Source organism: Shouchella lonarensis (genome assembly GCF_900096965.1).
Lineage (GTDB): Bacteria > Bacillota > Bacilli > Bacillales > Bacillaceae_D > Shouchella > Shouchella lonarensis.
Window position 1 is genome coordinate 191,923 of the sequence record NZ_FMYM01000006.1, and the last position, 26,795, is coordinate 218,717.

Consider the following 26,795-nt stretch of genomic DNA (forward strand, 5'->3'; position numbering starts at 1 on the left):
CACGAAAAATGAAAACCCAACCGCTGCTCATCAAAAGGTTATCCATGTTCATATATCGCTACGACTCCAGAAATAGAAAAAGGGCAGACTGTCACATAGACAATTCCTCCCTCTCTCCTCAAAGGTGAACTTCAGCACTGCTTTTACATTGCACGCAACGTTGCGCCTGCTTCTTTTTCCAGTACTGCTAACACTTGCTCGTGGACATTCGTTACTTCTTCATCGGTTAGCGTTCGTTCAGCATGGCGGTATGTGAGCGCAAATGCAACCGATTTTTTCCCCTCGTCCATATGCTCTCCTTCATACACATCGAACAAAGCTGCATTTGTGAGCAATGCCCCACCTGCACTGTAAATAAGCGATTGTAATGTACCTGTTGCAACCGTTGTATTAACAACAAGCGCGATGTCACGCGTCACTGCTGGATAACGAGGGACACCTGCAAACACATTTTGTGTCTGTTCACATGTTAGCAACGTTTCAAGGTCAAGTTCACACACATATGTCTCTTTTAAATCAAGTTGTTCGGCAACGGATGGATGTACTTGCGCTAGAAAACCGATCTCTGTTCCATGCAACGCAATGCGCGCTGTCCGTCCAGGATGAAAACCATCACGTGTACAAGCGGTGAATGTGATCTCTTTTTCTACTCGTAGCGCAGCAAACAACCCTTCTAATATCCCTTTTAACAGAAAGAAGTCCACTTGCTTTTCTTCTCCTTGCCACGGATGCGTGAGATACCGTCCGGTCACGAGTGCAGCCAAACGCTCAGTTGCCTTCGGTGACGCTGTTAATGTTGCTTCTGTCGTTAAAAAGACCGAACCGGTTTCATAAATGAACAAATCGTTGTTTTTATGGTTCAAGTTATGCGTACAAATATCGTACAGATGCGGCAACAAACTTGTTCGCATCGTACTACGCGCTTCACTCATTGGCATCGACAATTGAATTGGCTTACAGTCTTCCTCCATGTAATGGACAGCATTTTCTTTACTTGTGAGTGAATATGAAATGACTTCCGACAAACCTGCACCTTCAAGGAAACGTTTCGCTCGTTGTCGCTTCTCTTGATAAATTGTGCGTTTCCCTTGTGCCATTACGCCCTCAGGCAGCGTTACCGGCAGACGATCATAACCATAGATGCGCGCAATCTCTTCGTACAAATCCTCTGGAATTCGAATGTCAGCACGACGAGCAGGGATCATCACTTTTAAATTTTCTCCGCACTCCTCATAAGAGAACTGTAACCGTCTCATCATGTCACCTACATCAGCAAATGATAAAGACGTGCCGAGACGCTTATTCATCGCGTCAATATTGAGTGAAACAACTACCTGCGCTAACTGCCGATGGTCTGCGGCGGCACATGCTAAAATAGTGCCTCCTGCCAGTTCTTGAATGAGCGCCGCTGCGCGCTGGGCGGCTTCGGCCACACGTGCTTCATTGATCCCTTTCTCAAAGCGCGCACTAGAATCCGTACGTAAACTAGCAGTACGTGCGGAATGACGCACAACCGTTGGATGGAACGCCGCTGCTTCAAGTAAAATGGATGTCGTCTTTTCGTTCACTTCTGTATCACGTCCACCCATCACTCCAGCTAAAGCGACCGGAGTCGTACCGTTCGTCACAACCAATTGCTCTTCAGTCAGTAAACGTTCCACACCATCTAACGTTGTAAAACGTTCTCCTTCTTGTGCCCGGCGGACGAGCACTTCTTTCGATCCAAACGCTTCATGATCAAACGCATGTAATGGTTGACCATACTCTAACAATACATAATTAGTCACATCAACAACGTTATTAATCGGACGAATGCCCGCTGCCATTAAACGATTTTGTAACCATAAAGGCGATGGGGCAACCGTAACACCTATAATAGCTGTCGCCTGATAGTACGGCGTGTCATCTCGGTTATCAACGCACACAGAAATATTGGTTGTCTCAGTGCGCTCCGGTGTGCTCACTTCGGGAACATGCACTGTACGGTCATACAATGCAGCCACTTCATACGCAACACCAAGCATATGCATACAATCGGACCGATTTGGCGTCAAATCGAGCTCTAGCACATCATCATCTAGCGCAAACAATGCGCACACATCTTGCCCAACAACAACTTCTGCGTCTGGGGCAAATACGTAAATACCTTCTGCCGCATGTTTTGGTATAAGTGCACTGTCAATCCCTAACTCTTGCAAAGAACAAATCATGCCATGCGACACTTGTCCACGCAGTTTTGCTTTCTTAATTTTCATTCCACCAGGTAAGCGGGCCCCAACTTTTGCAACCGCAACAAACTGACCTGCGTCAACATTGATAGCCCCACATACAATTTGCACCGTCTCTTCTGCGCCAATATCTAATTGACATACACGCAGCTTATCAGCATCTGGATGTGGCGCGATCTCTTTGACATAGCCAACGACGACATCGCTCACACCACTGTTTCTCGCATGAACAAAATCAATCTCTATCCCACCGCGTGTCATTTTTTCTGCAATGTCTTGCGGTGTTTGATCAGACACATCTACATACTCCTGTAACCATTTATATGAAACCAGCATACGAATCCCCTCCTTTAGACGCCCTTAAATTGCCGTAAAAAACGCACATCATTTGTATAAAAATGACGGATATCATCAATGTCATATTTGAGCATCGCTAAACGTTCAATGCCCATACCAAATGCAAACCCACTGTATACATTTGGATCAAAGCCACTCATCTCTAGGACACGCGGATGAACCATTCCTGCACCAAGTACCTCAATCCACCCTGATTGTTTACATACCCGGCATCCTTGTCCGCTGCAAATTCCACATGAAACGTCCACTTCTACCGACGGTTCGGTAAACGGGAAAAAGCTTGGACGCAAACGGATGGAGCGCTCCGCACCAAAGAATTGCTTCACAAATAAAGACAACACCCCTTTCAAATCACTCATGCTTACGTGGTGGTCCACATAGAGACCTTCCATTTGCATAAATTGATGTGAATGCGTTGCATCGTCATCATCGCGACGAAACACTTTCCCGGGGCAAATAATTTTCACTGGACCGCGACCTGCATGCTTTTCCATCACGCGCGCTTGTACAGGTGATGTTTGCGTCCTAAGTAATAGCTCGTCCGTGAAATAAAATGAATCCTGCATATCTCGCGCAGGGTGATCTTTTGGCAAATTCATTGCTTCAAAATTGTAATAGTCACTTTCAATTTCTGGTCCTTCCTCAATCGAAAAGCCGAGCCCTAAAAAGATCGTCTCCAATTCATCAATGACTGCACTTAAAGGGTGTGCTGTTCCTTGAGAAACAGGGCGACCAGGTAATGTCACATCAATGGTTTCACTTGCCAATTGTTTTGCGACAGCTCTCTCTTTTAAAATTGATCCTTTTTCTTCCATCGCAATCCGAATTTGGTCACGTACTTCATTTGCAAGTGCACCAATTTTAGGTCTCTCTTCCGGAGAAAGTTGTCCCATTCCCCGCAACACCTCCGTAATTGGACCTTTTTTTCCTAAATAAGCGACACGTATCTCTTGTAACTGTTGCTCATCTTCTGCTTGTGCGACTTTTGTAAGCGCCGCATTCTTCAATGCTTCTAATTGATCTCGCACCGTTGATTCCTCCTTCTCATTTCAAATTCATTTTACCGGCATGTCTTTCATGAAGTGATATAAAAAAATGCCACATGCAACCGCAACATTTAATGACTCTGCTTTAGGATGTTGCGGGATATATACTTTTTTATCTACCTGTTTCAACAGGGACGCGTCCACCCCTTCTCCTTCGTTTCCTAAAAGAAGCGCTACATCCGAAATGGGGCTTACTTGCTTGTAGGAAACCGCATCGTGTAATGATGTCCCGTATATAGGCACACGCTGTGTTTGAAATGATTCAATCCATTCAGTAAGCACCCCATGATACACAGGTAAATGGAAAAAAGCCCCTTGTGTTGCGCGAATCACTTTCGCATGAAACAGATCAACTGAACCTGCGCCAAGCACGACACCACTTGCACCTGCAGCCAGTGCTGTGCGAATGATCGTCCCGACATTACCTGGATCTTGTATACGATCACATAAGACATATATGCCCGTTAATTTAGATTGGGGCGTCATCTCTTTCTTGCGACAAATCGCGATCACACCTTGTGGTGATTTTGTCTCAGACAGTTCCTTCATGACACGCTCGCTTACATGGACCACCCTTGTCTTTTCGCCTGGAAATGGTGCTACATTTGTCGTCAAAATTGTCTCCACAATCCAGCTTGACCGCAATGCCTCTTCGACAAGATGGATCCCTTCTACTAAAAAGCATCCTGTCTGCGCGCGCCCCTTTTTCGTATGTAATTTTTTCCACTTTATAACTTGTTCATTTTTTGGCGACTCAATCTGTATCATTTTTTCCATCTCCAACAGTATCCCCATTTCTCCACACATAATTGAGTTTAGTTTACGACATACTACAAACAGATTTGTCATTTAAGCTTTTGTTAAAACCGAAAAAAGGAGGTCACAGACATGAGCTTCAACTTACGCAGTGCCATCATGGCCAACATTCAAGGAAGTAGTCAAGATGAAGTCGAAGCAACCGTTGTTGACGCAATTGAAAAGGGCGAAGAAAAAATGCTTCCTGGGCTGGGTGTCCTATTCGAAGTTTATTGGGAACATGCTGATAAAGCGAAAAAAGATGCATTATGCGCCGACATTAGTAAAGGACTACAAGGTAGCTAAAGGCATAAGCACCGCTCCCCCAATCCATGAGGGAGCGGTTTTATGTGCCTTTACTGAAACGTCAACGCCTTCACCGTATCGTTGTCAAGCTTCTTAATGACTTCAACGATTAGTTTTACAGCATTTTCATAGTCATCCCGATGCATAATGCCCGCATGTGTATGGATGTAGCGGGTTGCCACTGTAATGGATAGTGCCGGCACGCCATCTGCTGTTAAATGAATCGCGCCAGAGTCCGTTCCGCCTCCAGAAATGGCATCATACTGATACGGTATTTTTTGCTCATCTGCCACTTGTACAACCAAGTCACGCAACCCTTTGTGGGCAATCATTGACGCATCATATAAAATGATTTGTGGCCCATCTCCAAGTTTTCCTTCACCTTTTGCTCCCGGTGTGTCCGCACCGATGCCGACGTCTACACCAAAAGCAATGTCTGGTTTAATCATATGTGCACTTGTTTTCGCCCCGCGTAGACCGACTTCCTCTTGGACGGTGCCAACACCATAAACGGTATTTGGGTGCGCTACGTCTTTTAATTCTCGTAATACATCAATTGCAATCGCACAGCCTACGCGATTATCCCATGCTTTTGCCATAAGTAATTTGTCATTTTTCATCACTGTAAATTCACATACCGGGACAATTGGATCACCCGGTTTCACACCAAACTCAGTGGCTTCTTCTTTTGAAGACGCACCAATGTCAATAAACATATCTTTAATATCAACTGGTTTTTTCCGTGCTTCAGGTGATAGCACGTGCGGCGGTGTTGAACCAATGACACCATCAATATTTCCGGCTTTCGTCATCACAGTCACACGTTGCGCAAGCATGACTTGTCCCCACCAACCACCAATCGTCTGGAAGCGGATAAAACCTTTATCATCAATCTTTGTTACCATAAATCCAATTTCATCTAAATGACCAGCCACCATAATTTTTGGCCCGTCTTCAGCACCGACTTTCTTTGCGACCAAACTGCCAAGTTGATCCGTCGTCACTTCGTCGGCATATGGTGCGATATAAGACTTCATGACATCACGTGCTTCTTGTTCAAACCCAGAAATTCCATTCGCATCTGTTAATGCTTTTAACATCTTTAATCTTTCGTCCACATTCCACACTCCTCAGCACTCAATTCTTCTTTTAGTATACAGAAAAGAACGCGTTGAAACAAATTTTTATTGTTATTTTGAAACCAATCTTGTGGCATCATCGTATATACGCACAAAGGTCTCTTTTTTCACACCAAATCTATCTAAAAGAGAAAGGAGGACGCGACATTGCTTGTTTACATTTTCCGTCTGTTACTTATCGCAATTGCTGTCATCTTTGTGTATAGTATTGTTACTTATTTCATGCATCCAAATCGAAAACTACAAAAAGCTCACGAGACGAAGCAGTTTTATTTTCTAGATGACGAGAAAAACGTTCGGAAAAACTTTCAATTAACGTATAAAGGTGTTTTGTTTGAAGGAGAAAAATATTTATCTGCAACACAAGGTTCTTTTTCGGTTGAACATATTTACATGAAAGCAGAAAAGCATGATTTACAAGGATTCGACCATGATGATTTCCATTTTATCGAACAAGAGATTGGATTGCGCTATCCAAAAGCACAAATGATTTGGCCCTCTCCTATCAAAGAGTTTTTACGAAAGCATTAAAAAAAGATGCCGTCACATGGGGACGACATCTTTTTTCTTATTTCAACTGAGCCTTTGCTTTTGTTGCTAACTCAGCAAATGCTTTTTCATCGTGCACTGCCAAATCTGCTAGCATTTTACGATTCACATTAATATCGGCTAACTTCAAGCCGTGCATTAAACGGCTATAAGAAAGTCCGTTCAACCGTGCAGCTGCATTAATACGTGTGATCCACAACTTCCGGAAGTCACGTTTCTTTTGACGACGATCACGGTATGCATACAGCAAGGACTTCATTACTTGTCCTTGGGCTGATTTAAATAACGTGTGTTTCGAACCGTAATACCCTTTGGCTAATTTTAATATTTTTTTACGACGACGACGTGCGACATAACCGCCTTTGACTCTTGGCATCGCAAATCCCTCCTTGGTCTATACCGAACTGGTTATTTTTTCTTGTACGTAAGCATTTGACGAATGCGTTTAAAGTCTCCACTATGCACCATTGCTGCTTTACGGAGCTTACGCTTTTGCTTTGTTGATTTATTTGCAAACAAGTGGCTTGTATATGCGCGTGCACGCTTCAAGCTGCCAGATCCTGTTCTTTTAAAACGCTTTGCAGCGCCTTTGTGCGTTTTCATTTTAGGCATAACAATTGTCCTCCCTTATTCATAAACCTATGATTTCTCTGGCTTTGGTGCCATGACGAGAAACATGCTACGTCCTTCCATCTTCGGACGCGATTCAATCACTGCGATATCTTCACATTCTTTCGCTAGACGCTCTAACACGTCACGTCCAATGCTAGAATGGGTGATCGCTCGACCACGGAAGCGAATCGACGCTTTCACTTTATCGCCTTTTTCTAAGAACTTACGCGCATTGCGCAGTTTCGTGTTAAAATCATTATCTTCAATTGTCGGGCTTAACCGAACTTCTTTTACAGTAATGACCTTTTGCTTTTTCCGTGCTTCTTTGTCTTTCTTTTGCTGCTCATAACGGAACTTGCCGTAATCCATGATCCGGCACACGGGCGGTTTTGCATTTGGTGCCACGCATACAAGATCGAGATTGGCATTTTGCGCCATCTCTAACGCTTCAAATTTTGATTTGACACCAATTTGATCACCGTTTGCGCCAACAAGCCGAACTTCTCGTGCTCGAATCCCTTCGTTAACGAACATATCTTTGCTAATAATGGGCCACCTCCAATAAGATGTAAGTGCAACATCAACACACAAAAAATGTGGACGCAAGACGCCCACATTTCATTCGCTACGAAAACATACATAATGAATGACTAACCTGGCAACGAACGTCAAACAGGTGAGAAGCAGGCGCTTCTTCTTGCTTTATGAAACTTACACTTTAATACTATAGCATGAGGAGAGAGAGATGTCAACGGGATTTTTTACGTATGTGTGCCTGCAAGATAAATGCAGCCACACATACACGTTCATTATTCATGGCGTAATGCTTCGACCGGGTCGAGGTTTGCCGCCTTGTGTGCTGGCAAAATACCAAACAAAATTCCAACGAAAGCTGAGAAACCCGTTGCAATACCGATAACCGGTAGCGACAGTTTTACTTCTGCACCATTTAAGAACGGCTCAACAATCGGTAATAATATGCCGCCAAGTAAGACGCCGGAAATTCCCCCTACAATTGTAAGGACGATTGATTCAACGAGAAATTGAAATAACACTTGTCCCCTTGTCGCGCCCATTGATTTCCGAATCCCTATTTCACGCGTCCGCTCTGTCACTGAGACAAGCATGATATTCATAACACCAATACCGCCGACAATGAGGGAGATGGCGGCGACGCCGCCGACGATGGTGGTCATGGTGCTGTCAATAGAGCTGTTGGCTTTGACTTCACTTTCCTTATCAACCACTTCATACACATCCGTCATCTCATTTTCTTGATGCAATAGCTTCACTGCTTCTTTAGCAGCAGATTCTACATTTTCCACTGAATCACTTGAAATCAATACATTGCTGATTTCTTCAAAACCCCACATCGACGATATGTTCTTCCAAAGCGCTTGAGTTACAAACAAACTTTGCATCATCCCTTCTTTCTGAATGACACTTTCCGGCGGCTCAAGCACACCAATGATCTCAACACGATCTGTGCCCAATTGTACTTTTTTTCCTACCGGAGATTCAGAGGGAAAAATTTGCTCGGCTAATTGTGGAGATACAATTGCCTTTCTCGTTCCAATTAAATAATCAGCATCTTGAAACGTCTGACCATCAGCTATTTCAAGATTATATACGTCAAAATAGTCTCGATTTACCCCCGTCACCATGACAGACTCTAACTCTGAATCTTCCTCGTTTTCCTCTCCCTTCTCTCCTTTTTTTAATTCAATTTCTTTTTGCATCATCGGGACAACCGCTTCAACATTAGGTAACTCCGCAAGTTTTTCGAAATTTTCATCTGTGAATGCTCTATAGCCCATCATCATAAATTTTGTAGAATTGGCTTGATCGTCCCATAACTTCATGTCATTGATGCGAATTTCTCGGACATTTTCAGTCCCAATTAACTCCTCTTGCAACTGTGCACGAGCGCCTTCTCCAATTGCAACAACAACCATTGTCGCGGCAATGCCAATAATTATGCCAAGCATCGTTAGTAAAGAACGGACTTTTTGTGCTTGAATTGACTGGAATGCCATCTTAATATTTTCAATGATATTCATCGGTCCCATCCTTTCTAACGATTAAGAGGCAGGAACCTCTTGTATTTGTCCGTCACGGACAAATACCGTCCGATTTGTCCATTCAGCCACTTCTGGTTCGTGGGTAATGATCGCAATGGTTGTCCCAGACTCGTTCAAAGACTGTAGCAATTCCATAATAGTTACGCTCGTCTTTGTATCCAGCGCACCGGTCGGCTCATCGGCCAAAATAATTGTCGGTTCATTCACAAGCGCACGCGCAATCGCAACTCGTTGTTTTTGTCCGCCTGACAAAGAAGCAGGAACATAGTCAGCCCAGTCTAGCAGCCCTACTTTTGCTAATGCTTTATGAGCCCGAACATAACGCTCACGTTTATCCATCCCAGCATAAACCAACGGGAGTTCCACATTTTTCCATGCTGATAATTTTGGTAACAGATGAAATTGTTGAAACACGAAACCAATCTGCTCATTGCGAATCTTTGCCAACTGTCGCTCACTCATCGCACCGATATTTTGCCCGTCAAGGAGATATGCCCCTGTCGTTGGTTTATCAAGACAACCAATAATATTCATCAGCGTTGACTTCCCTGAACCAGAGGGACCCATGATTGTCATAAAGCTCCCTTCTTCAATCGTTAAATCCAGCGGCGATAACACTTGTGAATACGTCTGACCAATTTTAAATGATTTTGTAACACGCTTTAACTCGATCATGCGTCGTCATCCTTATTATCGGTTTGATCTTCTTGCTGATCTTCAGTGCCGCCCTCTTCTGCTTCCTCTATACCTTCTTCATCCACATTTTCATCATCAAAATCTTCCAAATCACCGAAACCATCGTCCGCTTCAACACCATCAGCTAATTTGACTTTCATATTGTCTTCAAGTTGAATCGACGGGTCAAGCAACAATATGAGTTGATCCCCCTCTTCTAAGCCACTTTCAACTTGAATTTCCATGACATCGTCAGCGCCGCCTTCACTTGGTAAACTCTCTTGATTAATGACGATATCCCTGCGAACAGCCCGACCGTCTTCGTATACATATACATGGTCGATGCCATCATTTTTATACGCTTCTAGCGGGATCATCATCCCTTCTCTTGTCCCAACAATGATATCCGCGCGTGCTTGGTACCCCGGACGCAGCTCAGATAAATCTTCGCCCCCTATCTCGATGGTAATGGGATATGTAGCCCCTGCTTCTTCTCCCGGATACATATCCATTTCGCCTTCGGATGGGAAATAACCAACTTCAATGACTTTTCCTTCACCCATATAACCGTTTATATCCACATTGACCTCAACATTCTGTCCTTCTTCCACTTGCAACGTCTGATCCTCAGAAATTGTTCCTTTCAGAATGAATTTATTTAAATCAGCCACTTCTACAAGCGTTTGGTCTGTTTGACCAGAATACGTATCAACTGCCTCACCTGGATGATCATTTCTTTTGACGACAGTCCCATTAAAATCACTTTTAACCGTCAATGCTTCTTTTTTCTTTTTCAATGTTTCTAGCTGTTGCTGTGCTTGTTTTAGCTCACGGTTTGTTGCTTTTCGCTGATTTTCCAGATCTGCTAAACTTTTATCTAGTTCTTTGACAGTCACATCTGGAGGAACCTCAATCTCTTCACCTGTATCTTTATCTGCTTCTTTCTTTGGCTTTACAGCGTCACTTTTCTTTTGTTTTTGAATGTCACTTGCTTGTGTTGATAATTCCGATAACGTTCCTCTATGCGTCTCTAATTCTCCTTGTGCCGCTTCAATCTCAAGGTCAATCTCTTCTGTCGAATACTGCACAATTGGTGTGCCTTTTTTTACTTCATCACCAACTTTAACGAGAATTTTGTACTCCGGCTTATCTTCAGACAACGTCACCACTTGTCTTTGTGATAATTCTAATTGTCCTGAGACAGGAATTGTGATATCTGAAGCACCATGTGAAACCGGTTGTAACATGACTTCTGGTACCCCTTGATTCCCTGCCGCTTCTTTAGAATTCTTCATTCCAAACATAGAAAAAGTAGCAAGACCTGCCACAAGTACAAGCCCTATCAACACCTTTTTAACAACCATCATACAAGCGCACCTCCTAAATGATTGACCAGAAAGTAGCCAACTAAGCAACCGAATGCCACTAAAATCGCCACAATTTTACGCATGTGCGCCACCTTTACTAGACCAATCGCAATAAGCACTGCAAATACAATTGCAAAAACGTTCAAGGTCGCAAGTAATGAATACCAATTGCTATCTGCATCAACAAAAACAGATGGTGCTGCATATACATACGAGTACGTTGCGTTTACCGTGTTCATAATCATAAAGTGGAAAAATCCAACTGCCAACACGAGCGTAGAAAAAACCGTCATCGCATACAACTGATAATAGGTTACTGGTCGCTCACCTATTTTAGCGACTAACAAAAACAATAGGGAAAGTAATGCTGGACCTCCCGCAAAAGCAGCTAAAATAAGCACACCAAGACCTAAACCTAAAAGAAGATTTTCCGCTTCAGGATTAGCTTTGTCTGCGCCACCTTGCCCTCCAAATTCATCAAAACCCATACCCATACCGCCCATGCTATACATATCCATGCCCAAATTATCTTCCGCCGGCGCCTCTTTCGGCTCGAACAGTCCGCCTTGGCCAATGAATGCTGGAAAAATCAAGCCGAGTAACACAATCCCAAGTATTAATAAAACTGCACCAGACACAGCCACTTCTTCCCGCATCCGAACAAACTGTTTCACAGGGCTAATTAAAAATGTTAAAATATTGGCTTTCTCGGGAAAAGTAATCTCTTCCTCAAACCTTGTCTCTTTAAGTGGTTCCATTCTTTATATTCCCCCTTCTATTTTGTTGAATTATTTTCTACGCGATTCTCTATTTTCTATTGATACTTTAATGTGACAAAAAAGTAGTGCAGACTTCTTGAAAATAGTTTATCATCAAATATGTCACACCGTAAAGAAGAATAGCAGATCGTGTATGTACTTTTCGGTTCATACACATAATACGACACATTGTTGTAAACGTCTAGCTTTTCGCGAGCATTTAGACAATTTTACATAATGGGAGGGGATTATAGGTAGTTTCGGAATCATTGCCTTTCACTATGGTGAAAACACAGCAGAAAGTAGCATGCGCTCTTTGATTTCATATTATCGTCCAACACAACCATCACATTTTTCATTTACAATTAAATGTGATATGTTAAGTATCTACTAGTTTTATAATTTGATGCTATTATTTTTAGGAGGCACTTACATGCTTGGGCTTAAAAATGGTCACATTGAACTCACTCCATACAATCCAAAATGGCAGTCACTGTTTCACGAGGAAAAAGAAAGACTACTACAGATGTTGGCACCTTTCAATCCTTTGATTGAACATATCGGTTCAACCGCAATTCCCAGTATTTGCGCAAAACCAATGCTCGATGTGCTCATTGGACTACCGTCTCTCACGATGGCGCAGAGGTTCCCTAAGGAAACACTCAAACAACATCATATTTATCCTTTAGAGAGAGTAAAGATCCAAGGGAAAATTGTTTATGCACAATTTTCTGATGTGGAAGAAGCAATAAAAACGATGGTTTTACATATCGTAGAAAAAGATGGACAATGGTGGCGAGATCACTTATATTTCCGTGACTATTTGCGTACTCATGAGGATGCACGCCTGCGCTATGAGCAGCTGAAAAAACATCTTGCTGAACGCCATGCAACGAACCAAAACGATTACAGTAACGCAAAAGAATCTTTTGTAAAAGAGATTTTGGCAACCCGCGAAGGAAAATAGAGACATCTTCATCACAGCCCTTTCTTTCTATTTCTTCTGTATCCAAGCGGTCAACTCTCCCTTTATCACCGAGAGCAAGTGCTCCCATGGAAAAGAATTCGGGACATTCCTATTTTTTCTCGATTCATACTTTCAAACCAAAGCATCGCTAAAGATGATGCAACTACATGCGGTTATATTCTTGTTACAATACGCTCGAAAAAGAGGCTGCATACAACAGCCCCTTCCTCATTCCTTCTATCCAACAACAATATTCACAAGCTTCCCTGGTACCGCAATGACCTTCCGGATCGACTTATCACCAATCGCGGTTTGCACTTTTTCATCTGCTTGCGCAATTTCCGCCATTTCTTCACGTGACACGTCTTTTGCGACTGTCAACTTCGCCTTTACCTTCCCATTAATTTGGACAACCACTTCTATCTCATTGTCAACAAGGAGTGCTTCATCATGCGTTGGCCATTCCGCATATGCAATCGTCTCACGATAACCAAGCCTTTGCCACAGTTCTTCTGCTAGGTGCGGTGCCACAGGAGAAAGCAATTTGACAAATCCTTCAATCAACGTTTTTGGTAGCACCGCTTGCTTATTGCCCTCATTCACAAACACCATCAGTTGCGAGATCCCCGTGTTAAAGCGCAAAGCTGTAAAGTCTTCGGTCACTTTTTTCACCGTTTGATGATAGGTACGCACAAACGCTGTTTCACCTTCTGTGTCTTGCACTTTCTCACTCAGTTCTCCTGTTTCTTCCTGAACAATGAGGCGCCACACCCGTTCTAAGAAGCGCCGAGCCCCGTCTAATCCGTTCGTCGACCACGTCACCGATGCTTCGAGCGGTCCCATAAACATTTCATATAACCGAAGTGTGTCCGCACCGTGGCTTCGCACAATATCATCAGGATTGACGACGTTCCCTTTTGATTTACTCATCTTTTCGTTGTTTTCGCCGAGGATCATTCCTTGGTTAAAAAGTTTTTGAAACGGTTCTTTTGTCGGAACAACACCGATGTCGTACAACACTTTATGCCAGAAACGGGCGTATAACAAGTGCAACACCGCGTGCTCTACCCCGCCGATATACGTATCAACTGGCAACCATTTTTTGAGCTTCTCCGGGTCAGCAAGTGCTTTGTCATTGTGTGGATCAATGTAGCGCAAATAGTACCATGAGCTCCCTGCCCATTGCGGCATCGTATTTGTTTCTCGGCGACCCTTCATCCCTGTCTTTGGATCTGTCACTGTTAACCAATCGGTCGCATTGGCTAGTGGAGATTCGCCAGTTCCTGACGGCTTAAAGACGGAGAGCTCCGGCAATTCTAATGGCAATTCCTCTTCAGGGACAGGTGTCATCGAACCGTCTTCCCAGTGAATCATTGGAATCGGCTCACCCCAATAACGTTGCCGACTAAATAACCAATCGCGCAAACGATACGTTACTTTCCGTGTACCTTTTTTATTCTCTTCCAACCAAGCGATCATCTCTGCTATCGCTGCCTCATTCGTTAAGCCATTTAAAAAGTCGGAGTTAATATGCGTGCCATCTTCCGTGTAAGCTGCCTCATTGATGTTCCCACCAGCAACGACTTCACGAATTGGCAATGAAAATGTCCGGGCGAAATCATAATCACGCTCGTCGTGGGCAGGGACAGCCATCACTGCACCTGTACCGTAACTAGCAAGCACGTAATCAGCAAGCCAAACCGGAATCTTCTCCCCGTTCACTGGGTTTGTCGCATACGCGCCAGTAAAGACGCCGCTTTTTTCCTTTGCTAGCTCTGTCCGTTCTAAATCACTTTTTGTTGCTACTTGCTTTTTATATGCCTCAACTGCTTCTTTTTGTGCTTTAGTTGTGATTTGGTCGACAAGGGCATGCTCTGGTGCAAGCACGACGTACGTTGCCCCAAATAACGTATCCGCTCGGGTCGTAAAGACGCGCACTTCATGATCTTCGACAGGGAAAGTGACTTCCGCGCCTTCTGACTTGCCAATCCAGTTGCGCTGCATTTCTTTTAAGCTTTCCGGCCAATCTAGCTCATCTAAGTCCGCCAGTAACCGCTCGGCATATTCGGTAATTTTTAACACCCATTGCTTCATGGGGCGGCGCTCTACTGGATGACCACCACGCTCACTCACGCCATCAATGACTTCTTCATTCGCAAGAACCGTACCGAGCGCCGGACACCAATTGACAGCCACTTCGTCAATATATGCAAGTCCTTTTTCATATAACTTAATGAAAATCCACTGTGTCCACTTATAATAGCTAGGATCTGTCGTATTAATTTCCCGTGACCAGTCGTATGAAAAACCGAGTTCTTTCATTTGCCGCTTGAATGTCGCCACATTCTCTGCCGTAAAGTCGGCTGGATGGTTGCCTGTATCAAGCGCGTATTGCTCAGCGGGTAAACCAAATGCATCCCAGCCCATCGGATGAAGGACATTGTATCCTTGCATTCGCTTCATACGTGCCAAAATGTCTGTTGCGGTGTACCCTTCTGGATGCCCAACGTGCAATCCTGAGCCAGATGGGTACGGGAACATATCTAATACATAAAATGCCGGGGCATCCCCTTCTTCTTTCGTTTTAAATGTTTGCAACTCATCCCAATAACGTTGCCACTTTTGTTCAATTGTTTGATGTGAAAATGACATGTCTTTCGCCTCCTTTGTTAATATAAAACACAAAAAACGCCCTCCCAATAAAGGGACGAGCGTTATTGACTCCCGCGGTACCACCCACATTAACAGACATACTGCCTGTTCACTTACACATAACGGTGTGTACCGTCAAAGGTTACAATTGCGTTCACCTTTAATACTAAATGGCGAGTTCACATGCGCTGTTGACTGACTCGCACCAACCGTCAGTTCTCTTTTTCCGAGCAACACGTTACTACTCCACTATCATCGTTTTCCATTATGAATGATGTTATTGTATGCGAAAGAGGGGCAAGAAGTCAAGTCAAACAACAAAACTTTGCCTTATTTTTGCATCGCTTTATGCATTGCTGGTTCATAAATCGCTTTTAATGTGTTTACGCTATGCGTGAGTCTTTCTTGCTCTTCATCTGAAAGCGTCATTTCGACCACTGTTCTGACGCCGCTCCGGGCAACAATAGCCGGGACACCGATGCAAACATCATTTTGACCAAATTCGTCATTCAAGAACGTACTTACAGTTAAAATCGCCGCCTCGTTTCCTAAGATCGCTTTTGTAATACGAGCGAGACTCATCGCAATCCCGTAATATGTCGCGCCTTTATGCTTAATGACGGTATACGCAGCATCACGCACATCGAGAAAAATTTTATCCAAATCCTCTTGACAGTACGCATCATGACGTTGCAAGTACTCATCTAATGGGACGTTGCCAATTGTCGCTGTACTCCAAACCGGCAACTCCGTATCACCATGCTCACCAATAATATATGCATGCACATTTTTCACGGAAACATCAAAGTAGTCACTTAACATATACCGCAAGCGTGCCGTATCCAATGTCGTCCCACTTCCAATGACTCGACCTTTCGGTAAGCCGCTAAATGCTTGCGTCGCCTGTGTTAAAATATCGACCGGGTTCGTTGCTACTAAGAAAATACCATCAAAACCACTTGCCATGACCTCCGTCACAATGGCTTTAAAAATGACCATATTTTTTTCCACAAGATCAAGTCGTGTCTCTCCAGGCTGCTGACTTGCCCCAGCACAAATGCACACAATATCGGCATCCTTACAATCAGCGTATTCACCTAGCCATACATTCGTCGGTTTATTCGCGAATGCTTTTCCGTGGTTTAAATCCATCACATCGCCAAACGCTTTATCTCGGTTCATATCAATCATGACAAATTCCTCAGCCACACCTTGATTCATCATTGCAAATGCATAACTACTTCCGACAGCTCCTGTGCCAATGAGTACCACGCGGGTTCCTTTTTCTTTCATTCGTGAGCCCTCCTGTAGAAAAAAGTTTGTGAATTAATTCACAATATAATTCTATTATGGATCTTTTTGTTTCCTAAAGCAACATATTTATATACTTATGTATGACAAAATAGCAAACAAGCCTTCTTCTTTAAAAAGCTTGGCTTTAATGCGCTTGTTTTATGCACACTTGGAGGCTATCGTCGTGTAACCATAGCCTCTTATACAAGTCGTACATCTTCAGTTTTCTCTTTTTTCAATGGACAATCATAAAAACGGACGAGCGGCAAGGCACATAAAAGGAGCACACTGATGATCATGAGTAAGACATGCATAGAATAATGGTCAACAATCATGCCACCAAATAAAGGACCAATCATCCGTCCCCCCGTAGATACACTACCAACAATCCCTTGATACATTCCCGACTTCCCGGGTGGTGCTAATTGGCTCGCAATCGTTGGCACCGCTGGCCAAACGAACATCTCACCGAGAGTCAAAATGAGCATTGCGCACAGGAACATCGAAAAGGCACTTGCCTGCGTCAGCACAAGATAAGAAATAGAAAAAACAATGATGCCGGTAGTCACTTGTCCCTTCATCGACAGCTTTCCTTTGTGAATGAGCCATTTCACAAGTGGTTGGGCAAATACAATGAGTAAGCCATTGATTGTCCATAGCAAACTATAATAAGGAAGGGGCAATCCAAGCACTTGCATATGCACACTGACATTCGCTTGCCACTGCGTATAACCGATCCAGCAAATGAGAAAAGCAGCGCAAATGAGTAACAAAGAATGCAGCCGATATTGCTTTTTAAAGGACGTACGTGCCTGTTGCAGTCGTGCGTCCGCTGTCGTCTGTTGCTGCGCTTTAAATGGTCGGAAAAAAATGACCACAAAAATGAGTAGGCCTACATACATGAGCGCATTGGCAATGAACACATCTGTGAGACGAACCAATGTGATGACGGCAATCAGTGCGGTACCAAGGGAGACACCGACATTTTGGGCAACATAAACGGCATTAAATGGACGACGGCCTCCGTCCGGCCACAAACTCCCTGCGAGTGCGTACATGGACGGCATCATCATACCCGAGCCTAAGCCAATGCCGACTAGAAATAATGCATATAATGCATACGTTTCAAAAAAAAGCGCGAGTGAGATGGAAGAAATGACGGCAATTGTAATTGCTGCAACTAATCCTGGATAAACACCGACCTTATCAAACAGTCGTCCGCCAATTAAATTTCCCGTCACGCCTGCAGCTGCATTGAGCATGAGCACAAAACCTGAAGCAGTCAACGATTGCCCTAATACGTCATGCATAATGACAGCATTTAATGGCCACAGAAAAGACGCACCGGTTACATTGATTACAACAGCAATGATGAGTACCCACATCGACTTAGGCATGTCTTTTCCTCCTCTCACTTATCTACTTACAACATTTTACTTTAACTTATGGTAGTGTAGCTGCTCCAACTAAAAAAGGCAATGAAAATGACTTCGCCTAAACAATGCAATTATGGTACACTCTTTTTGTAAGATACTACGCTTCATACTGAACATAAGGAGAGACGGTATGACTACACTATTAGGTCCGATCCCTTTTGCACACACGCTCCTGGCACAAACAGTGAAGCCAGGTGATACAGTCATTGATGCGACGGTGGGCAACGGGCACGACACATTGTTTTTGGCAAAAATTGTCGGTGATACCGGGCACGTAATTGGTACAGATATTCAACCGGCCGCGATTGCCCGCACAACGGAACGCTTGAAAACAGCCGGTGTCAATGACCGCGTATCTTTATATTGCCAAGGCCACGAAACATTAGCAGAAATCTCAGCTTTCCGGAATTCGGTGATCACCGGAGCCATTTTTAACCTCGGCTATTTACCAAGAGGCGATAAGTCCATTACGACTACAGGCAGTGCAACAGTCCACGCACTTCATACCATCTTGTCACAACTAAAGCAACATGGACTCGTTGTCCTTGTCATATATTCCGGACACGAAACAGGAAAACAAGAAAAAGACACCGTATTAAATCGTGTCACTGCCCTATCACAAACCGACTTTCATGTACTACAGTATGCTTTTATCAACCAACAAAATGATCCACCTTTTGTCATTGCAATTGAAAAAAGATAACCAATGGAAGGGGCCATTATCATGACGCAATTAGACAACATTTTATCCTTTAATCAAACATTCGTTGCCAATGAGGACTATAAACGTTTCACCACCACAAAATTTCCGGAAAAAAAGATTGTCATTTTAACATGCATGGACACCCGGCTCGTCGAGTTGCTGCACGCATCTATGAACCTACGTAATGGTGACGCAAAAATTATCCGCAATGCTGGCGCGGTCATTTCTCATCCGTTCGGAAGCATTATGCGTAGTATTTTAGTCGCTATTTATGAACTTGGCGCAGAAGAAGTGTATGTCATCGGTCATCATGGCTGCGGCATGACGGGTTTATCAGCACCATCTATCCTTGAAAAAGCAGAAGGGCGCGGGGTAGACCTTGACCAAATTGCATCACTAGAATATGCAGGTGTCGATATTCACCAATTTTTGTCTGGCTTCGACGATGTAAAAGAAAGCGTGCGCCACAGTGTCGACACGATTGTCCACCACCCGCTCCTCCCAAGCGATGTGCGCGTCCATGGGCTTGTAATTGATCCAGAGACGGGAGAGCTCGAGTTATTGGTGCGGGATTTACAGGCGTGATCTGAAAGCTCATCGTTGTTCTAAATAGAAGCTGGTAACCTGCTTAACACAGGTTCGCCAGCTTCTATCCACCTCACTTCCGCCTAAAAATCCGGCTATTCATTAAGAAAAAGAAAAACGTATGCAGTCCACCTGTCTTAAAAATTTCTTTTGACTGCCCCTTGAGCTCAGGGTCCTTTTGGACTTTCTCGTCCGCCAAATATAGCGCAATGACCCCACGAATCAACATCCGATGAAATTTTGGATCCGGCAACTCAGAAAGGGTCTCTTCTGCTTTCCTAACAAAATACCGGAAACGCTCCTCCATTTGCTCCTTGCTGTCATAGTAAAACAAGAAATTCAACTCATCGTCCGCGATATCTTCTTTTTGGTCAATAAAATAATCAAGCAAAATGTGCATCCCTTGAACGTACGGATAATAGCCATCACAAATCGTTTGTGCAAGCTCCCAAGAGACATCGGGCTTCGTCGCATACGTTGCCATCGTATAAATCGCTAATGTCGACGCCGTGCACGCCGCAAATTCATACCATGTCATCTCCTCAGGGAGATCATGGCGATGTTTCTCAAAAAACGCTTTTAAGAGTGGTTCACGATCCTCTTTTTTTACATGCTTGTATACTTGCAAGTCACCATACAAACCACTCATTTTCAGCATGTGCGGCTGAAACACGGTAAAAGACGGAAATGTCGTGACAATCTTTTGGCAGTTTTCTACTAACGCTTGTAAATAACCGCCGTCGTCTTTCTGCGCGCGATAAGCATAATAATCTTCGTGCGCCACCCCAGGTTGAAGCGCAATGAGCAACGCATTGTGCAACGCCCGAAAATCATTTGGATCCAGTGAGTCACTTTGGTCACATAGGTTGTCTAAGTAATCACAAATCAATTGGTAAGAAATAATAAACTGAATAAGCTCCTCAAAGTGACCTTGTGCCGCTAGCCCATAAACACCGCCACCTTCACAATGAAACTTTTTCCGCGCCAGGGCATCAAGGGCTTGGCTTCGTAATTCCGGATCAGGAATCGTTTGCGCGCGATTTATCCACGCATCATAATGTTTATGAACAGTCGGGATCACCTTTCGATAAATCCGATACAACAGCGGTATTGCAGTTGTTGGTGCTGACAAATAAAAACACTCCTTCTATTGTAAACACGACACCCAACATTCCTTATTAGACATCTCGCTTGTCGCATCCACCTCTTTTAGGTTACACTCATTATAACGCTTTTTAACTTTATCGAAAAGGAAGTGCACCTATGATTTCCCGTTATGGCAATCATACACCATGTATTGCATCATCCGCTTTTATTGCTGAAAATGCCTGTGTTACCGGGGATGTCACGATTGGCGCTGAATCAAGTATTTGGTTTCACACGGTCATTCGCGGCGATGTCGCCCCAACGATCATTGGGGATCGTGTCAACATTCAAGACCAATCAATGCTTCATCAAAGCCCCAACCGGACATTACTCATTGAAGATGATGTCACTGTTGGACACCAAGTGATGCTCCATAGCGCGGTCATTCGCAAAAATGCGCTCATCGGTATGGGATCGATCGTGTTAGATGGCGCTGAAATTGGAGAAGGGGCTTTTATCGGCGCTGGCAGCCTTGTACCTCCGGGAAAAGTGATCCCACCAGGTATGCTCGCCTTCGGTCGTCCGGCTAAAGTGATCCGTCCGTTAAACGATGAAGACCAGGCTGATATGGCGCGTATTCGCCGTGAATATGTAGAAAAAGGACAAGCATATAAAATTATCCAAAGTGAGAAACAGGGGGAAATTCAATGATCAAGTGGATCAGCAATCTTCTTATTATCGCTGGTGTCATCTCTATCGCTGTATTCGGTTATTTATTTATTAAAAATGAACAACAACAAAAACAATCACTGGCGCAAGCAGAAGAGAACTTGTCAAAAAACAACGCGCCAGAAGAAAATTTTGATATTCAATCTTACAAACCAGAAATGTATGAGGCATTCGCGACAATGGATATTCCTAAATTAGATAAGACATTACCTATTGTTGAAGGAACCGACGCAGACGCGCTTGATAAAGGAATTGGTCATTTAGTTGACTCCGTCCTTCCCGGGCAAGGAGAACAAATTGTCATGTCCGGTCACCGCGACACGGTCTTCCGCCAGTTTGATAAAATTGAGATTGGTGATACCTTTACAATTAACATGCCATATGGATCATACACTTATGAAATTAAAGAAACAGATATCGTCTCAGAAGATGACACATCTGTCATTCGGGAGATGGGTGAAGAAGTCCTTGTTGTGACAACATGTTACCCATTTTCTTTTGTTGGCGATGCGCCCGAGCGTTTCGTTGCGTATGCCTATCCGGTGACTGACTAAGAAGAAGCCTTGTGCCGGTATCATCGGCATAAGGCTTTTTTAATCCAAATTATTGTGTTGCTAATTCAGCCTTGAGAATTTCAGCTTTATCCGTCGCTTCCCAAGGTAAGGCCACATCATCACGACCAAAGTGACCATATGCCGCTGTCTGTCTGTAAATTGGTCGACGTAAATCGAGCATCTTAATAATTCCAGCCGGACGCAAATCAAAATGCTTCCGTACCAATTTTACAAGCGTCTCTTCAGCGACACGTCCAGTACCAAACGTGTCAATAGAAATAGACACGGGTTGGGCAACACCAATTGCATAAGCAAGCTGCACTTCACATTTCTCTGCTAATCCTGCTGCCACGATATTTTTTGCCACATACCGTGCTGCATACGCACCTGAACGGTCAACTTTCGTTGCATCTTTCCCAGAGAAAGCGCCGCCGCCATGGCGCGCATAACCACCATACGTGTCAACGATAATCTTTCTTCCCGTTAACCCCGCATCTCCTTGTGGTCCGCCAATGACAAAGCGACCTGTTGGATTGATAAAATACTTTGTCTCCTCATCCAACCATTTACTTGGTACAACCGCTTCAATGACATACTTTTTCAAGTCTGTTTGAATTTGTTCAAGGGTCACTTCTGGTGCATGTTGCGTTGAAATGACGATCGTATCTACACGCGCCGGCTTACCTTGTTCATCATATTCAATCGTCACTTGCGTTTTCCCATCGGGGCGCAAATAATTAAGTGTGCCGTCTTTACGGACTTCCGACAAACGGCGGGCCAACTGGTGACTTAAAAAGATCGGTAATGGCATGAGCGCGCTCGTTTCATTTGTCGCAAAACCAAACATTAACCCTTGATCCCCAGCACCGATCGCTTCTAACTCCGCATCCGTCATTTGTCCTTCTCTTGCTTCAAGTGCCTCATCCACACCTTGGGCAATATCAGCCGATTGCTCATCAATTGATGTTAATACTGCACAAGTGTCCGCATCAAAACCGTATTTTGCGCGCGTGTAACCAATCTCCTTGATCGTTCTACGTACCACACTCGGAATATCCACATACGTACTCGTTGTAATTTCTCCTGCGACAAGCACTAAACCTGTTGTGACCGATGTCTCACAAGCGACACGAGCATTTGGGTCTTTTGTCAAAATATCATCTAAAATCGCATCCGAAATTTGATCACAAATTTTATCAGGATGGCCCTCGGTTACTGATTCAGATGTAAATAAATGCCGACTTCTTTCTTTTTCCACTTTACATACTCCTCTCTATTTCTCCGGACTGCTTGGCTCTATGGTATCTCCTTTTTATGTCTACAAGGCGTATCCATAGTCCTCCATAAGCGTTCTAGAGGGGAACTAACAACAGCCTATGCTAACGTTTGCCTCAAAGTTCCAGTAATATTGAGACATACACCTGTACACAATAAAAAACCTTCTCCGCGAGGAAAAGGGTACCTAATGTTTACCATTCGCCTCTTATCGTCCAAGACATATTGTCTTGCAGGTTAGCACCTTTCCACCTCTAAAAGGTGTTGGTTGCTGGGCTTCGTTGGGCCTGTCCCTCAGCCGACTCTTGATAAAAGTACTACGTTTACTGGAGTGTTCACCACTTTAACGTGAGCACGTCAGTATGTTGCCCTATTAGTCTAACATAACTCGACAAAAAAAGAAAGGTTGCTATGGATAAACCTTTTTTAACCTGTGTCGAATAAATTTATTACATTTTTGCTCACTTTAGTATGGAATAATGACTATAATGTGTTATACTAAATCAAGACTGATACGTTATACTTGTCCTGATTAAGGGAAGGAGATCAATATGAACATTTTGAACGGCTCAACACAATTAGAACAGTTACTCTCAAGTCAGCATACATTACACAGCCTGCCTGTGCCAACACTTGTTGAACATGCACTCGCTCGCAAAGAAGGTACCCTTACACCAACAGGTGCGCTTTCTGTGGAGACAGGAGCTTATACCGGTAGATCCCCTAATGACAAGTTTATTGTCTCTGAAGACGCGACACGTTCTTCAATTGACTGGGGGAACGTAAACAAACCGATAGATCCCTCTACCTTCAAACGACTATACGAAAAAGTGTTATGCTATTTGCAAGAAAAAGAAGGGTGCTATGTATCAACAGGATACGCAGGTGCTGATGTTACTTACCAACTTCCAATCACATATATTAATGAATTTGCGTGGCACCATCTATTTGCCCGGCAATTATTTATTCGCACGAGTGATTCAACAGCAAAAAAAGATTCTTTTACAATTGTAAGCGCACCGACTTTTAAAGCAGACCCACTCATTGATGGTACAAATTCTGAGGCATTTGTGATCATTTCTTTTGAAGAACGTGTTGTCTTAATTGGCGGTACTGAATACGCGGGAGAAATGAAAAAAGCCATTTTTTCTGTCATGAATTATTTATTACCTGATGAATCCGTACTACCAATGCATTGCTCGGCCAACACAAGCAGTGATGGTGAAGTGACATTATTCTTTGGTCTCTCTGGAACAGGAAAAACAACGTTGTCTGCCTCAAATAATCGCTCTTTAATCGGTGATGATGAGCATGGCTGGTCCGACAATGGTGTCTTCAATATTGAAGGCGGATGCTATGCAAAATGTATTGATCTATCTCGAGAAAAAGAGCCACAAATTTGGGATGCTATTCGATTCGGTACAGTACTAGAGAATGTGTGCTTGCATCCTGAAACACGCCAACCGGACTATCGCGCCCGTATAAAAACAGAAAATACACGGGCTGCCTATCCGCTTGAGCATATTCCAAACGCGATCACACCTAGTATCGCCGGACATCCAAACACAATCATCTTTTTAACTGCCGATGCTTTTGGTGTATTGCCACCTATTAGTAAACTTACAAAAGAACAAGCAATGTATCACTTTTTATCTGGATACACAAGTAAACTTGCCGGCACAGAACGAGGCATTACCAAACCAGAAACAACTTTTTCTACTTGTTTTGGCGCACCTTTCTTGCCACGTGCAGCTGAATGCTACGCCAAAATGCTTGGTGAAAAAATTGAGCATCATGATGTAAGCGTGTTCCTCGTCAATACCGGCTGGTCTGGGGGTAGTTACGGTGTAGGTGCACGAATTAAATTATCCTACACACGCGCGATGGTGGAAGCTGCCATTCAAGGAGAATTAAAACACGTAGACACAATTTGTGATCCATTTTTCGGCTTGCACATGCCTGTACGTTGTCCAGGTGTTCCCGATCATCTATTAAACCCACGAAATGTGTGGCAAGATACAGCTGCCTATGACGAAACAGCGACACACCTTGCGCAGCAGTTCCGAGAAAACTTTAAACGTTTCTCTTCAGTCGACACGAATGTTTATCAAGCAGGACCGGTAAAGTAATTTTACAAACAGAAAAGCTTCTCCCTATGTAACATTAGACTGTTAATAGGGAGAAGCTTTTTCTATGACTATTATTGAATAGAATCCCACACAATACTTCTACACAATTCTAACAATGGTTAAATAAATATTATTAAACTGTGCTGATGTTCCTCCAGAAAATAATAACACTCGCAATTCTTTTTGCGTATTTGCCAATACAACGAATGAACGCGTAAACGTCAGTATTTCTCCCATTGATATTTCCCTCAATACTTGAGTAGGCGGTGGCGGATCTACATTAATATTCATTCCTATTTCCGCAGTAGCACCTAACATCCCCATCGCACCACTTCCCATTACAGTGGCACTTACGAAATAAGTTGCTGTCGGATCTAATTGGATCATCGTATTGCCCACAAGAGAAATACCAACTCCTGTCGCTCCTACATTTGCCCATTCAACAAGTGTTGGACCTGTTACTCCCGTTACTCCTGTAAAGCCAAAACCTAAGAATTCAGCAAATGTTGTTTCAAATGGAAGAGCTCCAGTCGGACCCGTTGGGCCACGTAGCCCCGTTACTCCGGTTGGTCCGGTCGGACCTGTTACTCCGGTCGGTCCCGTCGGACCTGTTACTCCGGTCGGTCCCGTCACTCCCGTTACTCCCGTCGGTCCCGTCGGACCTGTTACTCCTGTCGGTCCCGTCACTCCCGTTACTCCCGTCGGTCCCGTCACTCCCGTTACTCCGGTCGGTCCCGTCACTCCTGTTACTCCTGTCGGACCCGTTGCTCCCGTTGGACCGGTGACTCCTGTCGCTCCTGTCACCCCTGCCCCCGTTATTCCTCGTAGGCCGGTCGGTCCCGTTGCTCCCGTTGGACCCGTCACTCCCGTCGGTCCCGTCACTCCTGTTACCCCGGTCGGTCCCGTTGCTCCCGTTGGACCCGTCACTCCCGTCGCTCCTGTTACTCCTGCCCCAGTTATTCCTCGTAGGCCGGTCGGTCCCGTTGCTCCCGTTGGACCCGTCACTCCTGTCGCTCCTGTCACTCCTGCCCCGGTTATTCCTCGTAGACCGGTCGGTCCCGTTGCTCCCGTTGGACCGGTGACTCCTGTCGCTCCTGTCACTCCTGCCCCAGTTATCCCTCGTAGGCCGGTCGGTCCCGTTGCTCCCGTTGGACCCGTCACTCCTGTCGCTCCTGTCACCCCTGCCCCCGTTATTCCTCGTAGGCCGGTCGGTCCCGTCACTCCCGTTGGACCGGTGACTCCTGTCGCTCCCGTAGCTCCTGCCCCGGTTATTCCTCGTAGGCCGGTCGGTCCCGTTGCTCCCGTTGGACCGGTGACTCCTGTCGCTCCTGTCACCCCTGCCCCCGTTATTCCTCGTAGGCCGGTCGGTCCCGTTGCTCCCGTCACTCCCGTCGCTCCTGTCACTCCTGCCCCGGTTATTCCTCGTAGGCCGGTCGGTCCCGTTACTCCCGTTGGACCCGTCACTCCCGTCGG

24 protein-coding genes, 1 pseudogene, 1 riboswitch and 2 other annotated features are annotated in these 26,795 nt (G+C 44.4%); of the genes and pseudogenes, 8 read left to right on the top strand and 17 right to left on the bottom strand.

The window, feature by feature from the left end; all coding sequences use genetic code 11:
• Positions 1 to 143: 143 nt before the first annotated feature.
• From pheT to BLT29_RS08025, 3 genes are read right to left on the bottom strand one after another with little or no spacing between them, the layout of a single operon-like run.
• A complete protein-coding gene (pheT, locus tag BLT29_RS08015) occupies positions 144 to 2,564 on the bottom strand; it encodes a phenylalanine--tRNA ligase subunit beta (protein ID WP_090775799.1) in 2,421 nt (806 codons plus the stop codon).
• Positions 2,565 to 2,578: 14 nt separating this feature from the next.
• Positions 2,579 to 3,613 carry a phenylalanine--tRNA ligase subunit alpha gene (gene pheS / locus BLT29_RS08020; protein WP_090775800.1) on the bottom strand — a complete coding sequence of 345 codons (1,035 nt, stop codon included), beginning with the start codon at positions 3,611 to 3,613 and terminating at the stop codon, positions 2,579 to 2,581.
• Positions 3,614 to 3,640: 27 nt separating this feature from the next.
• The gene (locus BLT29_RS08025) at positions 3,641 to 4,399 is read right to left on the bottom strand and encodes a TrmH family RNA methyltransferase (RefSeq protein ID WP_090775831.1); all 759 of its coding nucleotides are present in this window, start codon (positions 4,397 to 4,399) and stop codon (positions 3,641 to 3,643) included.
• A gap of 120 nt (positions 4,400 to 4,519) precedes the next feature.
• On the opposite strand from BLT29_RS08025, the gene sspI reads away from it, so the two are divergent.
• Positions 4,520 to 4,732, top strand: a complete 213-nt coding sequence (gene sspI, locus BLT29_RS08030) for a small acid-soluble spore protein SspI (protein ID WP_090775801.1) — start codon at positions 4,520 to 4,522, stop codon at positions 4,730 to 4,732.
• Positions 4,733 to 4,782: 50 nt separating this feature from the next.
• On the opposite strand, the gene BLT29_RS08035 is transcribed toward sspI, so the two are convergent.
• A complete protein-coding gene (locus BLT29_RS08035) occupies positions 4,783 to 5,850 on the bottom strand; it encodes a M42 family metallopeptidase (RefSeq protein WP_496196933.1) in 1,068 nt (355 codons plus the stop codon).
• Positions 5,851 to 6,018: 168 nt separating this feature from the next.
• Here BLT29_RS08035 and BLT29_RS08040 point away from each other — a divergent pair, with 168 nt between their 5' ends.
• The gene (locus BLT29_RS08040) at positions 6,019 to 6,402 is read left to right on the top strand and encodes a sigma-w pathway protein ysdB (protein ID WP_090775803.1); all 384 of its coding nucleotides are present in this window, start codon (positions 6,019 to 6,021) and stop codon (positions 6,400 to 6,402) included.
• 37 nt (positions 6,403 to 6,439) lie between these two features.
• On the opposite strand, the gene rplT is transcribed toward BLT29_RS08040, so the two are convergent.
• The 7 genes from rplT to BLT29_RS08075 all read right to left on the bottom strand — a co-directional run bounded on the left by rplT (position 6,440) and on the right by BLT29_RS08075 (position 11,913).
• Positions 6,440 to 6,796 (bottom strand): 50S ribosomal protein L20, encoded by a 357-nt coding sequence (gene rplT, locus BLT29_RS08045; protein ID WP_090775804.1) that lies wholly within the window; start codon positions 6,794 to 6,796, stop codon positions 6,440 to 6,442.
• A gap of 32 nt (positions 6,797 to 6,828) precedes the next feature.
• The gene (rpmI, locus tag BLT29_RS08050; protein ID WP_090775805.1) at positions 6,829 to 7,032 is read right to left on the bottom strand and encodes a 50S ribosomal protein L35; all 204 of its coding nucleotides are present in this window, start codon (positions 7,030 to 7,032) and stop codon (positions 6,829 to 6,831) included.
• Positions 7,033 to 7,059: 27 nt separating this feature from the next.
• A complete protein-coding gene (gene infC / locus BLT29_RS08055) occupies positions 7,060 to 7,566 on the bottom strand; it encodes a translation initiation factor IF-3 (protein ID WP_141769871.1) in 507 nt (168 codons plus the stop codon).
• Between the two features lie 48 nt (positions 7,567 to 7,614).
• Positions 7,615 to 7,737 (bottom strand) — a sequence feature (ribosomal protein L20 leader region).
• A gap of 104 nt (positions 7,738 to 7,841) precedes the next feature.
• Positions 7,842 to 9,092 (bottom strand): ABC transporter permease, encoded by a 1,251-nt coding sequence (locus tag BLT29_RS08060; RefSeq protein ID WP_176763863.1) that lies wholly within the window; start codon positions 9,090 to 9,092, stop codon positions 7,842 to 7,844.
• A gap of 21 nt (positions 9,093 to 9,113) precedes the next feature.
• Positions 9,114 to 9,788, bottom strand: a complete 675-nt coding sequence (locus BLT29_RS08065; RefSeq protein WP_090775807.1) for an ABC transporter ATP-binding protein — start codon at positions 9,786 to 9,788, stop codon at positions 9,114 to 9,116.
• The gene (locus BLT29_RS08070; RefSeq protein ID WP_090775808.1) at positions 9,785 to 11,155 is read right to left on the bottom strand and encodes an efflux RND transporter periplasmic adaptor subunit; all 1,371 of its coding nucleotides are present in this window, start codon (positions 11,153 to 11,155) and stop codon (positions 9,785 to 9,787) included. Before BLT29_RS08070 ends, BLT29_RS08065 begins: the two co-directional genes overlap by 4 nt.
• The gene (locus tag BLT29_RS08075) at positions 11,152 to 11,913 is read right to left on the bottom strand and encodes a YIP1 family protein (protein WP_090775809.1); all 762 of its coding nucleotides are present in this window, start codon (positions 11,911 to 11,913) and stop codon (positions 11,152 to 11,154) included. Before BLT29_RS08075 ends, BLT29_RS08070 begins: the two co-directional genes overlap by 4 nt.
• A 433-nt stretch (positions 11,914 to 12,346) precedes the next feature.
• On the opposite strand from BLT29_RS08075, the gene BLT29_RS08080 reads away from it, so the two are divergent.
• Positions 12,347 to 12,880, top strand: a complete 534-nt coding sequence (locus BLT29_RS08080) for a GrpB family protein (protein ID WP_176763864.1) — start codon at positions 12,347 to 12,349, stop codon at positions 12,878 to 12,880.
• 237 nt (positions 12,881 to 13,117) lie between these two features.
• Here BLT29_RS08080 and leuS read toward each other — a convergent pair whose 3' ends face one another.
• The 3 genes from leuS to BLT29_RS08095 all read right to left on the bottom strand — a co-directional run bounded on the left by leuS (position 13,118) and on the right by BLT29_RS08095 (position 18,222).
• Positions 13,118 to 15,532, bottom strand: coding sequence for a leucine--tRNA ligase (gene leuS, locus BLT29_RS08085; RefSeq protein WP_090775811.1), 2,415 nt, complete (start codon positions 15,530 to 15,532; stop codon positions 13,118 to 13,120).
• 48 nt (positions 15,533 to 15,580) lie between these two features.
• Positions 15,581 to 15,797: a binding site (T-box leader), on the bottom strand.
• Between the two features lie 65 nt (positions 15,798 to 15,862).
• A complete protein-coding gene (locus tag BLT29_RS08090) occupies positions 15,863 to 16,825 on the bottom strand; it encodes an L-lactate dehydrogenase (protein WP_090775812.1) in 963 nt (320 codons plus the stop codon).
• A gap of 200 nt (positions 16,826 to 17,025) precedes the next feature.
• Positions 17,026 to 18,222: an MDR family MFS transporter gene (locus BLT29_RS08095; RefSeq protein ID WP_090775813.1), complete on the bottom strand. Its 1,197-nt coding sequence runs from the start codon at positions 18,220 to 18,222 to the stop codon at positions 17,026 to 17,028.
• A 169-nt stretch (positions 18,223 to 18,391) separates the two neighbouring features.
• Here BLT29_RS08095 and mnmM point away from each other — a divergent pair, with 169 nt between their 5' ends.
• Positions 18,392 to 18,964, top strand: coding sequence for a tRNA 5-(aminomethyl)-2-thiouridylate-methyltransferase MnmM (mnmM, locus tag BLT29_RS08100; RefSeq protein ID WP_090775814.1), 573 nt, complete (start codon positions 18,392 to 18,394; stop codon positions 18,962 to 18,964).
• Between the two features lie 21 nt (positions 18,965 to 18,985).
• Positions 18,986 to 19,549 carry a beta-class carbonic anhydrase gene (locus BLT29_RS08105; protein WP_090775815.1) on the top strand — a complete coding sequence of 188 codons (564 nt, stop codon included), beginning with the start codon at positions 18,986 to 18,988 and terminating at the stop codon, positions 19,547 to 19,549.
• Positions 19,550 to 19,622: 73 nt separating this feature from the next.
• Here the strand turns inward: BLT29_RS08105 and BLT29_RS08110 are convergent, their stop codons facing one another.
• Complete coding sequence (locus BLT29_RS08110) at positions 19,623 to 20,681, bottom strand: tetraprenyl-beta-curcumene synthase family protein (RefSeq protein ID WP_090775816.1); 1,059 nt, start codon at positions 20,679 to 20,681, stop codon at positions 19,623 to 19,625.
• Positions 20,682 to 20,812: 131 nt separating this feature from the next.
• On the opposite strand from BLT29_RS08110, the gene BLT29_RS08115 reads away from it, so the two are divergent.
• Together BLT29_RS08115 and srtD are read left to right on the top strand one after the other, a co-directional pair.
• Positions 20,813 to 21,346: a gamma carbonic anhydrase gene (locus BLT29_RS08115; RefSeq protein WP_090775817.1), complete on the top strand. Its 534-nt coding sequence runs from the start codon at positions 20,813 to 20,815 to the stop codon at positions 21,344 to 21,346.
• A complete protein-coding gene (gene srtD / locus BLT29_RS08120) occupies positions 21,346 to 21,918 on the top strand; it encodes a class D sortase, LPxTATN-specific (RefSeq protein WP_245701168.1) in 573 nt (190 codons plus the stop codon). The genes BLT29_RS08115 and srtD overlap by 1 nt, the downstream gene beginning before the upstream one ends.
• 49 nt (positions 21,919 to 21,967) lie before the next feature.
• On the opposite strand, the gene metK is transcribed toward srtD, so the two are convergent.
• Positions 21,968 to 23,176 carry a methionine adenosyltransferase gene (gene metK / locus BLT29_RS08125; protein WP_090775819.1) on the bottom strand — a complete coding sequence of 403 codons (1,209 nt, stop codon included), beginning with the start codon at positions 23,174 to 23,176 and terminating at the stop codon, positions 21,968 to 21,970.
• A 222-nt stretch (positions 23,177 to 23,398) separates the two neighbouring features.
• A riboswitch (SAM riboswitch) is annotated at positions 23,399 to 23,508 on the bottom strand.
• Between the two features lie 236 nt (positions 23,509 to 23,744).
• On the opposite strand from metK, the gene pckA reads away from it, so the two are divergent.
• A complete protein-coding gene (pckA, locus tag BLT29_RS08130) occupies positions 23,745 to 25,322 on the top strand; it encodes a phosphoenolpyruvate carboxykinase (ATP) (RefSeq protein ID WP_090775820.1) in 1,578 nt (525 codons plus the stop codon).
• 99 nt (positions 25,323 to 25,421) lie between these two features.
• Here the strand turns inward: pckA and BLT29_RS13480 are convergent.
• A pseudogene (locus BLT29_RS13480) lies at positions 25,422 to 26,795 on the bottom strand (hypothetical protein); the annotation flags it as partial.

Excerpts from the sequence above, each read along its gene's own strand:
- pheT (WP_090775799.1), bottom strand. The coding sequence starts at position 2,564 with ATGCTGGTTTCATATAAATGGTTACAGGAGTATGTAGATGTGTCTGAT.
- BLT29_RS08025 (WP_090775831.1), bottom strand. The coding sequence starts at position 4,399 with ATGATACAGATTGAGTCGCCAAAAAATGAACAAGTTATAAAGTGGAAA.
- sspI (WP_090775801.1), top strand. The coding sequence starts at position 4,520 with ATGAGCTTCAACTTACGCAGTGCCATCATGGCCAACATTCAAGGAAGT.
- rplT (WP_090775804.1), bottom strand. The coding sequence starts at position 6,796 with ATGCCAAGAGTCAAAGGCGGTTATGTCGCACGTCGTCGTCGTAAAAAA.
- rpmI (WP_090775805.1), bottom strand. The coding sequence starts at position 7,032 with ATGCCTAAAATGAAAACGCACAAAGGCGCTGCAAAGCGTTTTAAAAGA.
- infC (WP_141769871.1), bottom strand. The coding sequence starts at position 7,566 with ATGTTCGTTAACGAAGGGATTCGAGCACGAGAAGTTCGGCTTGTTGGC.
- BLT29_RS08060 (WP_176763863.1), bottom strand. The coding sequence starts at position 9,092 with ATGAATATCATTGAAAATATTAAGATGGCATTCCAGTCAATTCAAGCA.
- BLT29_RS08065 (WP_090775807.1), bottom strand. The coding sequence starts at position 9,788 with ATGATCGAGTTAAAGCGTGTTACAAAATCATTTAAAATTGGTCAGACG.
- BLT29_RS08070 (WP_090775808.1), bottom strand. The coding sequence starts at position 11,155 with ATGATGGTTGTTAAAAAGGTGTTGATAGGGCTTGTACTTGTGGCAGGT.
- BLT29_RS08075 (WP_090775809.1), bottom strand. The coding sequence starts at position 11,913 with ATGGAACCACTTAAAGAGACAAGGTTTGAGGAAGAGATTACTTTTCCC.
- BLT29_RS08080 (WP_176763864.1), top strand. The coding sequence starts at position 12,347 with ATGCTTGGGCTTAAAAATGGTCACATTGAACTCACTCCATACAATCCA.
- leuS (WP_090775811.1), bottom strand. The coding sequence starts at position 15,532 with ATGTCATTTTCACATCAAACAATTGAACAAAAGTGGCAACGTTATTGG.
- BLT29_RS08090 (WP_090775812.1), bottom strand. The coding sequence starts at position 16,825 with ATGAAAGAAAAAGGAACCCGCGTGGTACTCATTGGCACAGGAGCTGTC.
- BLT29_RS08095 (WP_090775813.1), bottom strand. The coding sequence starts at position 18,222 with ATGCCTAAGTCGATGTGGGTACTCATCATTGCTGTTGTAATCAATGTA.
- mnmM (WP_090775814.1), top strand. The coding sequence starts at position 18,392 with ATGACTACACTATTAGGTCCGATCCCTTTTGCACACACGCTCCTGGCA.
- BLT29_RS08105 (WP_090775815.1), top strand. The coding sequence starts at position 18,986 with ATGACGCAATTAGACAACATTTTATCCTTTAATCAAACATTCGTTGCC.
- BLT29_RS08115 (WP_090775817.1), top strand. The coding sequence starts at position 20,813 with ATGATTTCCCGTTATGGCAATCATACACCATGTATTGCATCATCCGCT.
- pckA (WP_090775820.1), top strand. The coding sequence starts at position 23,745 with ATGAACATTTTGAACGGCTCAACACAATTAGAACAGTTACTCTCAAGT.